Here is a 12,743-nt window from a genome sequence, read left to right as displayed (position 1 = left end):
GGGTAAAAAAATAGGCTAAAGCCTTATTCTATCGTTCTAAGTTTTGCCGATTATGCCACTTATTTGTAACTTTGACAATAATACCACTCGTTTATTTAATTCCACAAGCTTATTAAATAAATGACATTAAATCCAAACTCAAGGATTCTTGAATTTTATTTTCTATAAACAACAAAGGAGCATTAAGACAATGTTAAATACTTTAACTACTAAAGCATACATCAAAGCAACCGAAGCAATCCGTTCTTTCAGAAAAAATGAAGCAGGTGTAACTGCAATTGAGTACGGTCTAATCGCTATTGCTGTTGCAGTATTGATCGTTGCTGTATTCTACAGCAACAATGGCTTTATTAAAGGCTTACAAAACAAATTCAATCAGTTGACTAGCACAGTCTCATCTGCAAATCTTAGTCAATAATTAAACAGCAAATAAGCTCAAGCTTAGAGCTGGCAAGACAGAACAGCCCTATAAGTCAGGGCTGTTCTTCGACTTATGATGTATAATTAATTATGATGGATTTACTGGATTACTTTTATCGTCAAGTAGTCTTTTTTTCGTATAAGTTTTACAGAAATCGACAAGGGATTACTTCTGTTGAGTATGGGCTAATTGCTGTGGCTATTGCTGTTTTTGTAGTCGCCGTTTTAGTCGGGGATAACAGCTTCATTAAGGCGTTGTCAGGCAAGTTCTCGGATTTAACGACCACTGTCTCTAGCGCCATAGTTAGCAAAAGTAGCTAAGAAAATGATAAAAAATGAACTGGTTCATTAATGCTTTAGTAATCATAACGCTCTTGCTGCTGATTACTTTATCTGTAACTGATATTCGCTCTCGGCTTATTAGTAACCGGGTCGTTTTGTTTCTGTTATTCGTCATTGTTCCGTTCAGTTTATTAAAATATCAGACTATCTTTGTTATTCCCGCCTTATGTACACTTATTATCGGATTTCTACTGTTTTCTTTGCACTTCATAGGTGCGGGAGATGTAAAGCTTGTTTCGGTTCTAATGTTAGCCGTTCCAAGTGACGAAATTTTTTCTTTTTTCTTCTTTACAACATTTGCCGGATTGGGACTAATTATTATCGGTTGGTTATTTTTCCGTAAATCAATTAAAGAAAACGGATTGCCTTATGGCGTAGCAATAAGCCTTGGCTTTATGATAAACCTAGCTCTATCAAACTAATATTGTCTTGATGAGCAGAAACTTTAATTTGTTAAAATTTAATTAAGGGTAAAAAATGAATTATAGAACGCTCTTGATCATTTCAGTGCTTACGCTAGCGGTTGGCATTGGTGGCATTATGTTTATGCCAACATTTGACAATACTGAAAATCAACAAACAATAGTAAATAATCAGCCGACTCAGGAAACTGAGAAAAAACCGGAAAAGCTAATTTTAACTGCCGAGTTAAAGAATGACGTAAACAAGGGTCATTTACTACAGGCAGATGATTACATTTTAAATGAAATTTCTGTCCCTGAAGACAGTGCACTAGTCGACAATGACCTAAGAGAGGCCACGACTAAGAATGGTATTCAGGGATTACAAGGCTATTTAATGGCAGAAAATGTCAGAGCCGGTTCTTTTCTGTCTAATAAATCTATTATCTCTCCGAACGATCCTAGATTCTTTACTTCCAGCCTAGATCCGAATCAAGAAGTCGCATACCGCATCTATGTTAAATCTGGCGATGATTACATTCTAAATACTATTTTAAGCGGAGACTATGTTGCTATCTATAGCCAACAAATTGCTTCAGATTCGCGCAACACTTATGATCGTAAAGATTTAGTTAAAATTTTAGGTAAAGTATTGGTTTTACAAGCAAGAAACTTTACTCAATCAACAGAACAAGGTGCTCCTGAAGCTGAAAAGGCAGCAGACGGGATTCCAAACAATCAAGAATATGCTGGTTATGTAGCACTAAAGATAACTGCTGAACAAGCAAAAAAATTCTATTCACTGGATAGAGAATCAAAGTTAGTCATATTACCTGCCGAAAATAATACTCAAGAAGTTGATTCACGCGGTGTATTCATCAGAAAATTAAGAGGTCAATAAGATGCAAAATTGGAATCATACTTTTGGCAAAAAACAATTAATATGCTGTGCAGTTCTCGGGGCAGTGTTCTCATTAAATGCGTACGCACAAAATTTCTCTCTAGATAAAGGTGCAACCCAGTTGGTTCAAACAAAAGAAAAGATCGACACTATTTTCGTCTCTTCACCAAATATTGCCGACTATGAAATTTTAGACGACAACACCTTTATTATCTACGCAAAGGAGGAAGGTAGAACAGAAGTTACTGCTTTCGGAGCAGATGGTCGTCCCTTAACATCCGATACTGTTAATGTTGATTCTGTTGTGACCAGTATTGCAGACACGAATAAACAACTTAAAAGCCGTTTCCCAAATACTAATCTATCTGTAAAAAAAGTAGGCAAGGCTTATGTAATTGAGGGAAAAGCCCGTTCTCAAGAAGAAAGCGATGAGGTTCGCAGAATTGTAGGAGAAGCTTTAGGAAGTGGTAGAAAGGTTACTGAAACAAAATTAGGAGAAGACTCTTTACCATTCTTAGACAAATATCATTACGATGGTGTCGTTGATAACGCAAATATTGCCGATACAACCCAAATTAATGTGAAGCTTTCTGTTGTAGAGGTAAATAAAAAACTTTCTGAGGCAATGGGCATTAACTGGAGCCACGTTGCCGGTAGTGGTCCATTAGTCGGAGGTAACTTCGGTTTCGGAGGTGGATTCAATGGAAATCAAGGTGTATTACGTTTAGATGCGAAAGGTATTTCTGCCTTTATTAATGCTTTAGATAACCAAAGTAATGGTAAAATTCTGGCCGAACCGAACATTTCTATGTTATCCGGTGAAACTGCCGATATCTTAGTGGGGGGTGAAATCCCATTTGCACAGCGGGATAGAGATGGTTCACCAACAATTATCTATAAGGAGTTTGGGATAAAACTCGCTGTTGCGGCTAAATTGCAAAAAAATAATCGTATTCGTTTAGCCTTAGATCAAACAGTGAGCACTATTGCAGGTAACTATAACTTTGATGGAATCGGGAATATTCCGTTCTTTAATACCCGTAAAGCAAAATCTTTATTTGAAGTAGCTAACGGAGAGAGTTTTATTATCGGTGGCTTATTCAGCTCAAATGACCTTGAAGGTATAAACAAAGTTCCTCTTTTAGGAGACATCCCAATTTTAGGTTCTTTCTTCCGTAGTGCAACAACTGAGCGCGATAAAAAAGAGTTAGTTATCGTGGCAACAGTAAATGTAGTAAAACCGGTAAATGAAAAAGATGTTGTTTACCCTGATTTTGAAAAAACCGGAACAATGGAAAGATTCTTCCATACGACTCCGTTAAAGAATGTTTATTACAAAACATTAACATCTAACTTCTTAAAAAATAGTGGGTTCATACAATGAGAAAATTAGTTATTACGGCCTCCATTGCATTGGCCTCAATTACCGCCCCGGTAACAACATTTGCAATCAGTGAATTTGTTAACGATACGACTGTTGCACAACCGGTACAAAATAGTGAATTTAATCGTACACAGTTAGTCGATCGTTATGTATTACCGGATTACTCTAATGTCAGTTATAGTAATTTATTTAATTCCGTTATTCGTGATATAGGTAGTAACAACCAAAAGCAAATCAATATAATTTGGCGTGATGCTACGGCAAAGAAAGCCGCAATGAAAATTCGTACAAAATTGATTAAAAATGGTATTGCCTCTAAATCTATTTACTTAGAGAAAAAAGCACATAAAGCAAAAACATATCCAATCTATATTGAAGTAGCTCAAATTGCGCCCAAACCGGCACCTTGTGCATATCGTACCGGAGAAGTAGTTTTTTGGAATTCTAATGAGACTTCTTGTGCACTTAAAAGTAATCAGCGTGTTCAATTGAAGTATTAATAGAAGGTATTTTTTATGTTATTACTAGATCAAGAAACAATCACGGCAGACAGTGCTCGCACTATTACTATAGTGTCAAGCCGTGATGATATCCAAGGTGAAGTTGCACAAATTCTACGTACTCGCGGTCTTGAAAATATTGAGATTGTTAAAAAGGATTTTTTCACCTCATCTGATGAAATTTCATTTTCAGCAGAAGACACTGTAGGGGTTATTATTGATATCACACATGAGACTAACATAAAGACTATTGTCGAACGAGTTTTTAGTATAGTACCACAAAATGTATGGTGTTGTGTTATCGGTGATAGTGACTCCATCTCTTTATCACAAAAACTACTAGATGAGGGCATCCTTTACTTTAATTCGCATACTCAGTTAAGTCAGATGGTTGAGAAAATCATTTTAGGTGTTGATATCCCTCGCTTAAGAGATACTGTTAAAATTGCTGTATTAAGTTGTAAAGGTGGTATTGGCGCAAGTTTAATTAGTTCACATATTGCTAATGAGATTGTGTCAAGTAAAAAAATTCCGGTGCTATTAGCCCAAGGCCCTAATGGTTCTCAAGATTTAGATTTATTATTTGATAAAAAGCTATCAGGTAATGTTATTGAATATACTCCGAATTTAGACATATTTAACGGGAGTCTATTTGAGCTAACACCTGCGGCGACTGAAAAATACAATTTTATTATCTACGATCAACCTATCTATAACGTTAAAAAGGATAATTTCATCGGTTTTTTAGAAAACTATAATAGTTTCGTACTAGTTGTAGAAAGAAAAATTGGTTCGCTACGTTTAGCTAAACAGTTCTTGGATGAATGCGAACGCATCCGTAGCACTTCGAGAAAACCAATTCGTACTTTTGTCTGTATTTCTGATAATCGAATGGAATCAGCTAAGTTAATGGCCAAAAATGATATAGAAACTTTAATCGGTTCTTCAATAGATGCCGTAATCCCGTATATTAAAAACACTAATACAAAAACCGTATTAGGTATTAACTTAGGTCGTGATGGTAAAAAGGAAATTAATTCATTAATGTTAAAGGTTATTGGTGCAATATCTCGCAGTAGTAAGCCGAAAGAAAAACAGAGTTTATTTTCTTCATTTTTTTCAAAACTCATTAAACAGTAAATAGTGGCTAAACATGCTGACCAAACAACAAAAAATCTTACTTAGAAGTGAAGTACTAAGCAATCTTGATATTGAAAAGATTGATGAACTTCAAAGTGAAAGAAGCTCACTGGTAAACGAACTGGTTCAGATTGTTAATCGTGTTGCCAATAAAAGCGGTGCTTATTTGACCTCAGCCGATACTCTAGTTATGGCTGAAATTGTTGCTGATGAGATTGAGGGTTATGGACCATTACGGGATCTCATGGCTGACGATACTATAAATGATATTTTAGTTAATGGTCCTAATGACATCTGGGTTGAACGTGCTGGTATTCTGGAAAAAACTGATAAAGAATTCGTTAGTAATGAACAATTAACTGATATTGCAAAAAGGTTAGTTGCTCGGGTTGGTCGCCGTATTGATGATGGTAGTCCACTAGTGGACTCCCGACTACCTGATGGCAGCCGTTTAAATGTTGTTATTGCACCGATTGCATTAGATGGCACATCAATTTCTATTCGTAAATTCAGTAAGAATAAAAAAACATTGCAAGAGCTTGTAAATTTTGGTTCTATGACTCGCGAAATGGCAAATTTCTTAATTATTGCTGCCAGATCTCGGGTAAATATAATTGTGTCAGGTGGTACAGGATCCGGTAAAACAACCTTACTTAACGCGCTATCTAACTATATTTCCCATACCGAACGTGTCATCACACTAGAAGATACTGCCGAACTGCGTTTGGAACAGCCTCATGTTGTACGCCTGGAAACGCGTTTAGCCGGCGTTGAGCATACAGGCGAGGTTACTATGCAAGACTTAGTAATAAATGCATTGCGTATGCGTCCTGAGCGTATTATTGTGGGTGAGTGCCGTGGTGGAGAAGCATTCCAAATGTTACAAGCAATGAATACTGGTCACGATGGTTCTATGTCAACGTTGCACGCGAATAGTCCTCGCGATGCAACATCTCGCTTGGAAAGTATGGTTATGATGTCGAATGCATCCCTACCGTTGGAGGCAATTCGCCGTAATATTTCTTCAGCAGTAAACATAATAGTGCAGGCGTCTCGCTTAAACGATGGTTCAAGAAAAATTATGAATATCACTGAAGTTATGGGAATGGAAAACGGTCAAATCGTTTTGCAAGATATATTTTCCTATAAGGCAAGTAAATATCGTGATAAAGAGGGTAAAATTCTTGGCGAGTTTATTAATCACGGACTACTAACCCGTTCTGCTGTATTCCAAAATGCTCAAGTATTCAATCTGAGTGCTGAACTACAAAGTATCTTCGGAGAAACTGAGTAATGAATTATTATTTGTATTATGCTGTCCTGACAATAGGTGGGCTTTTATTTATATATACTTTAAGTAGTTGGTTTTCTACTAAAAGAAAAATTAATGAGTATGATACCTCTGTAAGTAGAACAACAAGTTTTTTTAAGAGCCTCAAATCGAAAGTTAGTTTATGGTATTATCACTTTACTAAAGGTGATAAAAAAAACTTGATTCGTAATATTGCTATAAGTTGTTTTATTTTCTTTGCTTTTTTTGTAATTAATGTTGCTTATATTCATATTGACCGATTAGTATTTTGCTTAATTTTTCTTGTTGGATTTGTTTTGTTTATTTGGAAACTTGGTCAGTACCGTAATAAAAAAACATTCAACGCAATGTTTCCGGAGGTAATTCAGATTCTCAATGCAGCGGCGACTTCAGGTGCTGGTTTATTACAAGCATTAGAACGTTGCGGTAAGGATCTTACCGGTCAATTAGGTGAGGAGTTTAAGAGTATCCATAAGCGTATTGCAATAGGCGAGGATCCTGTTTCAGTTTTTGAAGACAGCTATGATCGTTACCCATATAAGGAATTCTATTTCTTCATTACTATTGTACGCACCAACTTAAGTAAAGGCGGACAGATACGCGAGGTTATTTCCCGTTTAGGTCGTGTAATTGCCGATAGCAATAAAATGGAGAAGAAAAAGAAAGCAATGACATCAGAGGCTAGAATGTCAGCTATAATTGTAGCGTGTTTTCCTGTCGGTTTCTTTTTCTTTATGCAGTTTGCTATGCCGGAAAACTTTGATTTTTTAATTAATGACCCTACCGGTAGATACGTGCTTTATTATGTTTTTGGCAGTGAACTTTTCGGTATGGGAATCATTTGGTGGTTGATGAGGAAGTCAACATGATGATTAAACTATTATTATCTTATGCGCTATTAACGATTTTTGGTATTATTGTATTGTTTGCCGCACTTTCAGCCAGAAAAAAATTCCAATATAGAAAGGAAGTTATTACTGGAGAAAGACCTAAGGATCAAGATAGTGACGAAGTAGCCAAAAATAAGAGCAAACAGCAAATTGAACTTGAACTATTACTAATTAATAATAATCCTATCTTAAAAGTACTCGGAATTATTGATAAAAATATAAAAGTAAAATTGTTGATCATGCTTTTGCTTTTTGGAGTTTACTATCTTTATTCACTTACTGATGAAACTACCGACAGTTCATCTCTGTTACTTGGCTTTCTAACTATATTAATAATAACTATTGTTATTCCTGGGGTTTTAATTGGTTCTATTTTAAAAGCTAAAATTAAAAAAATCATGAATGATTTAGCCGGATTCATTGATTTAGTGGCTGTTAATGTACAGACCGGGATAAGTATTGAGGCCGCACTAAAACAGGTTGCAACTGACTTTAAAACATTAAATCCTGATCTGACCTATGTTATGTTACGTATTATTCGTAAATCCGAAATTACTGGTATGTCACAAGCATTACAGGATCTCTCTGTGTCTTTACCAACAACAGAAATCAGGATGTTTTGCACTGTAATGCAGCAAAGTCTGAATTTTGGTTCCTCTATTTATCATCAATTAATTCAACTATCGACTGATATTAGAGAAATTCAATTATTAGCTATAGAAGAAAAGCTTGGTACGCTGTCAGCAAAAATGAGTATCCCTTTGATTCTATTTATTATGTTTCCAATTATTATTTTAATTCTAGCTCCAGGCGTAATGAGGGTATTTCCACATGTATTCTAAATCTCTTAAAAATGTTCTATTATGCGGCATGATCTTATCTGTTACTGCATGTTCTGCTGTACTAAATAAAAAACCATTAAGTGCTGATAAATTAGCTGCTAAAGAAGCACTTTATCAGAGCACTAACAACAACGATGCGTTAATCACTATGTATCGTGATGGACTTAAAAATAAAGAAGATCCTCTCACGCGTTATAAATTATCTGAAATTTATTACAAGAAAGGGGACAGTAATTCATCTCTACTCTACTTACAGCCGTTGCTAACAAACAGCGGGCAGTTAAGTGAAAGGGCCAAAATTCTACAAGCACGAAATTTAAATCAACTTAAGCGTTATCAAGAAGCGTTGGAAGTCGAAAACAGCTTATTAACAACATCTCCCAAAAACGGTGAAGTTTATAATCTTCGTGGAGTGACTTATGCCTTAATGGGAAATCCTAATAAAGCCAACGAAGATATAAATAAAGCTCGCGAGTATTTTTTAAACGATGCTGTGGCGGTAAACAATCTTGCTATGCTAAGTATCGTCAACGGAGATTATCGTAATGCCGTTTCCTTATTATTACCTCAGTATTTAAATGGGGTTAGGGAACAGCGTTTAGTACACAATCTAATCTTTGCTTTAATCAAAAATAATGACATTGATTACGCAAAAGATATTATTGTGAAGGAAAACATTAATACATCTCCCGATGATTTGATTAATGCTCTCAAAAAAACTGAACGCGTATCTAATAATATCACCAGATAAAAAAAAAGGTTTATAATGGAAAAATTCCTATCAAATAAGAAGGGAGCATCGACCGTTGAGTTTGCCTTGACGGTTGTATTTTATTTCTTTGTCGTATTCTTAATTCTAGAATTCTGCCGTATATCTATTACCACTGCATATTGGGACTTAGCTATCACCGAAAGTGCAAGAATTGCAAAAAATAGAACGGCGGAAGGTAATGATTATGCGGTAGAATTTGAGAAAGCTCTAAAACAACAGCTTGTTTATCAAGAATCTTCAACTATAGGTTATCTCGCTCGTTTAGACAAAAATGGTGGTTACAAGATTGATGTTAAATATGTCGACTGCGATAGCGGAAGGTCTTGTATCCAGTCTTTATTGGATAGTAAATTTAGAGAACCTAAGAAAGATAAAGAAGGAAAGATTATACCTCCCAATGGTCGGTTAGCAACATTGGCTGTATATTCATTGACCTACAATTATGAATTTCTGGTTTCACTGCCATTTTTACCTAAAGATAGTGTTGGCGGTTTGTTATCGCGCAAATTTGTAGCTGTGCAAGAATTTAATAGATCTAAATTCCAGTATCCCGGCAGGTCAAATAAATAATCAAGCAATTTACAATTATTTAAAGCACGAATAATATAATCATAGATGGTTAATCACCGGTGTAAAAACATGAAAAAAAACATTCTCACTAATACTAAAAAATTTTTTCATAATAAAAGGGGCGCAGTTAGTCTTGAATTCCTTTTTATGCTTATACTTTTAGTATTTATTTTCGCTTTTTTAACAGACTTAGTTATTGTTCGTACGACCCAAGGGAAACTGGACAATGCCTCATATTCACTAGTCAATGTTCTTCGTGAACGTAATCAGCTATACAATGATAACGGAAGCGAACCACTAAAAAATACTGATTTAACTGAGTATCAACAAATGGCAAAACTTATTTTATTTGGAGACAAAAATAGTCCAAACACAGTCGGTGTTACCATTGAACACTGGACAGAGAAAAAAAGTACTGAAACGTTAACAAACCTAAACACCTGCCAGCCTTATCGTAAGTTGGATAATAATCTATCTTATTTGTCGCCACGCTCAGAAGCAGCGAACCCTGACAACCAAAGAAAAATTCCACTATATCAGGTAACGCTTTGTGTTGAAGTCGGTAGCTTTTTCAAAAATTTAATAACACGCAAAGAAAACCAGTCATTTGGTATGCTAAGTTCCTCTTCACTGGCAGTTGCTCGATAATCTAAGGAGAGCTTTATGAAAAAAAATTTTAATCTAACTGCTAAATTATTTAGTACTGTTAAACAATTTTCCAAAAACGAACATGGTGTATATGGCATTATAACTGCTCTGCTCGCCTTCCCATTGTTATTATTAGTTGCTTTTACTGTTGATGGCACAGGCATATTATTAGATAAGGCCCGCTTGGCACAAGCAACGGATCAAGCGGCGTTACTTTTAATTGCTGAAGACAATCAGTACCGGAAAAATAAAGACCATTCTGATGTAAAAAGACAAAATGTCTCTCAACAAGAAATTGAACGTGAAGGTAGAGATTTTTCAAGCGCAAAAGTCCAGGCTCAATGGAAAAAGCGCAACCAAGAACTAGTACAAGGATTAGTTAAACTTTATTTACGTTCCGATGATAGCAAGGGTCAAAAAAATAATTCTCCGGTAACAATTAAAGACCCATTCCTAGCAGAGTGCTTAGAAGAAAAAACTCAGCCGAAAAATAAAAATGGCACAGCAAAATCCATTGCTTGTGCGGTACAGGGTTCTGTGCAACGAAAATTCTGGCTACCTTGGGGTCAAACTTTGGTACGTAGCAATCAGTTACACGACGGAAGAGTAGGAATTAATTCAGGGAAAACCTATGCCGTTAAAGAAAAACAAATTACTATTCCAATTGATTTAATGATGGTAACTGATTTGTCTGGTTCAATGAAGTGGTACATAGATAGACAAGTTGAGGCTTATCCTCCAAACAGAAGGATTGACGCATTAGTCGAAGTCGTAAAGGAGGTCCAAAATATCTTGTTACCGAAACAAAACAAGGAAAGTGTAAGTCCTTACAATAGAATGGGCTTCGTATCTTTTGCGGCGGGTGCTCGTCAGAAAGGAGAAACTAGTGGTTGTGTGCTACCATACTATGCTCAACAATCCAAAACAAGAGAAATATCTAATCTTCTTAAACGTTCTATAGGAAAAGGTCTTAAAGAATTAGAAAAGAATATGGATACCGCAAAAACTGTAAGCCAAATTAAGCAATTTAATGGTGAAAAACGAGCCTATGATTTCACTTTTGACAATGGAAAATATTGTTTAGGAGGTAATAGAGGAAAAGAAACAACTCAAGCGTGGTTTGACAAAAAAAATCCTAATGTAGCAGAAGCATTGGGTAAAATAGAGCCATTAGGTGGAACAGCAGTTACTTCTGGTATGCTTATAGGAATTAATCTTATGGCTAGTAAAAATAGTGAACCAGAAGCTGCTCCAAGTAAGCTTAATACCAATACTCGTCGAGTACTTCTAATACTATCAGACGGAGAGGATAATCAACCCTCTGAACAAACTTTGGTTAATCTAATGAGTGCTGGATTATGCCGAGAAATAAAAGAAAAAATGAATTCATTGCAAGATTCTAAATATGGTCAAGTAGAACCGCGCGTTGCATTTATAGCATTTGGTACTAATTTACCGGATAGTCAGCTTAACGCATGGAAACAATGTGTTGGTAAACATTACTACTCAGTCTTTAGTAAGCAAGGCTTATTAGATGCATTCAAACAAATCATCAGTTTTGAAGAAGAAGTAGGTCGTTCATCTTCACAAAAACCGAAATTGTTCCAATAAAGTATGTAAATAATAAAATTAAAACCGTCTTTTACTCAAAAAAGACGGTTTTCTTTTACCCTACATACGATCAAAAAAATGACCTCATCACAAAAGCTAATCAGCTAAAATCACAAGGAACAACCTGACTTTTCAGAGAGCAAATAATCTTTCCACGTTTTTTAACATGAAAAACGCCGGTAAAAACCGGATAGCTTACAAGATAAAGCCTATCGTCAGCTCCCAGCAAAAATCGCTTTCGTTATTTTTGGTTATAGACAAAACCCGAAGACAAAGCGTCTTGGGAGAATTGCGTAGGAAAAGGAAATTACTTTGTAGTAGATGATGAAAACCAGCTTTTAAAAGCATTTAAGCAGATCGTTGGTTTTGAAGAAGAGGTTGGACGCTCTTCTTCTGTAACACCCGGATTATTTAAATAAGTAATTAGTCTGCTAACTTAAACCGCCTTGAATCATTCAACGGCGGTTTTTTGTTTAAATCAGTTTAAGCGAAATAGGCGTTAGATTATTTAAAGAACTAACAAAATTTGTCTTTTCAATGTTACTAAATCTTGAACTATTCAATTTTTCAGCGCGTTTTTGAATATGAAAAACACCGGCAAAAATCACCGCACTTTAAATAACACACAATATTCTGGACTTTACCCCGATATTTCCCTATAATCGCACACCAATTCTACGCTCACCGCCCCCATAGCTCAGTCGGTCAGAGCAGTCGACTCATAATCGATTGGTCACAGGTTCAAGTCCTGTTGGGGGCACCAATGTATTAATCCATACTGCTTCACTCTGATTCAAATCAAGCCAAAACCCCTTATAAATTAACATATTTAGTCATTTCCATAGTGTATTATGCTTTTATTTTGATTTCACCTTTTAGTACCTGATATAGTACCTTATAGGGGGAATTTAGTGATTTTCCAGGTACTAAAAATAGACATAGTAGACAAAAGAGTTGGTTTTACCAACTCTTTCTATTTAGAAAATCCTTAATAAACACTATTTTATGCC

At 35.6% G+C, this 12,743-nt stretch carries 14 protein-coding genes and 1 tRNA gene; all 15 read left to right on the top strand.

The window, feature by feature from the left end; genetic code table 11:
• Window positions 1-190 precede the first annotated feature (190 nt).
• On the top strand, window positions 191-418 hold the full coding sequence (locus tag DK423_RS10680; RefSeq protein WP_005557704.1) for a Flp family type IVb pilin: 228 nt from the start codon (window positions 191-193) through the stop codon (window positions 416-418).
• Between the two features lie 92 nt (window positions 419-510).
• Complete coding sequence (locus DK423_RS10675; protein WP_080567489.1) at window positions 511-741, top strand: Flp family type IVb pilin; 231 nt, start codon at window positions 511-513, stop codon at window positions 739-741.
• Window positions 742-755: 14 nt separating this feature from the next.
• Window positions 756-1,184, top strand: a complete 429-nt coding sequence (locus tag DK423_RS10670; protein WP_005557706.1) for an A24 family peptidase — start codon at window positions 756-758, stop codon at window positions 1,182-1,184.
• 55 nt (window positions 1,185-1,239) lie between these two features.
• Window positions 1,240-2,064: a hypothetical protein gene (locus DK423_RS10665; protein WP_005557708.1), complete on the top strand. Its 825-nt coding sequence runs from the start codon at window positions 1,240-1,242 to the stop codon at window positions 2,062-2,064.
• Between the two features lies 1 nt (window position 2,065).
• Window positions 2,066-3,448, top strand: coding sequence for a type II and III secretion system protein family protein (locus DK423_RS10660; RefSeq protein WP_005557710.1), 1,383 nt, complete (start codon window positions 2,066-2,068; stop codon window positions 3,446-3,448).
• Window positions 3,445-3,948 carry an RcpB protein gene (locus tag DK423_RS10655; RefSeq protein WP_005550006.1) on the top strand — a complete coding sequence of 168 codons (504 nt, stop codon included), beginning with the start codon at window positions 3,445-3,447 and terminating at the stop codon, window positions 3,946-3,948. Before DK423_RS10660 ends, DK423_RS10655 begins: the two co-directional genes overlap by 4 nt.
• A 15-nt stretch (window positions 3,949-3,963) precedes the next feature.
• Window positions 3,964-5,088 carry a flp operon protein D gene (locus DK423_RS10650; protein ID WP_005557713.1) on the top strand — a complete coding sequence of 375 codons (1,125 nt, stop codon included), beginning with the start codon at window positions 3,964-3,966 and terminating at the stop codon, window positions 5,086-5,088.
• 13 nt (window positions 5,089-5,101) lie between these two features.
• On the top strand, window positions 5,102-6,382 hold the full coding sequence (locus DK423_RS10645; protein WP_005546820.1) for a CpaF family protein: 1,281 nt from the start codon (window positions 5,102-5,104) through the stop codon (window positions 6,380-6,382).
• Entirely contained in the window at window positions 6,382-7,269 is an 888-nt protein-coding gene (locus DK423_RS10640) for a type II secretion system F family protein (protein ID WP_005546823.1), read from the top strand. The genes DK423_RS10645 and DK423_RS10640 overlap by 1 nt, the downstream gene beginning before the upstream one ends.
• The gene (locus tag DK423_RS10635) at window positions 7,266-8,132 is read left to right on the top strand and encodes a type II secretion system F family protein (protein WP_005546825.1); all 867 of its coding nucleotides are present in this window, start codon (window positions 7,266-7,268) and stop codon (window positions 8,130-8,132) included. The genes DK423_RS10640 and DK423_RS10635 overlap by 4 nt, the downstream gene beginning before the upstream one ends.
• Window positions 8,122-8,883 (top strand): tetratricopeptide repeat protein, encoded by a 762-nt coding sequence (locus DK423_RS10630; protein WP_005557718.1) that lies wholly within the window; start codon window positions 8,122-8,124, stop codon window positions 8,881-8,883. Before DK423_RS10635 ends, DK423_RS10630 begins: the two co-directional genes overlap by 11 nt.
• A gap of 15 nt (window positions 8,884-8,898) precedes the next feature.
• Window positions 8,899-9,474, top strand: a complete 576-nt coding sequence (locus tag DK423_RS10625) for a TadE/TadG family type IV pilus assembly protein (protein WP_032996703.1) — start codon at window positions 8,899-8,901, stop codon at window positions 9,472-9,474.
• A 69-nt stretch (window positions 9,475-9,543) separates the two neighbouring features.
• Complete coding sequence (gene tadF / locus DK423_RS10620; protein WP_005557722.1) at window positions 9,544-10,122, top strand: tight adherence pilus pseudopilin TadF; 579 nt, start codon at window positions 9,544-9,546, stop codon at window positions 10,120-10,122.
• Window positions 10,123-10,137: 15 nt separating this feature from the next.
• The gene (locus tag DK423_RS10615; RefSeq protein ID WP_005557724.1) at window positions 10,138-11,733 is read left to right on the top strand and encodes a pilus assembly protein TadG-related protein; all 1,596 of its coding nucleotides are present in this window, start codon (window positions 10,138-10,140) and stop codon (window positions 11,731-11,733) included.
• Between the two features lie 686 nt (window positions 11,734-12,419).
• Window positions 12,420-12,496, top strand: a tRNA-Ile gene (locus DK423_RS10605).
• The last annotated feature ends 247 nt before the right edge of the window (window positions 12,497-12,743 follow it).

This window comes from Aggregatibacter actinomycetemcomitans (assembly GCF_003130205.1).
GTDB classification, from domain to species: domain Bacteria; phylum Pseudomonadota; class Gammaproteobacteria; order Enterobacterales; family Pasteurellaceae; genus Aggregatibacter; species Aggregatibacter actinomycetemcomitans_A.
Note: the sequence above shows the minus strand (reverse complement) of the source record. Positions and strands in the feature narration are given on the sequence as shown.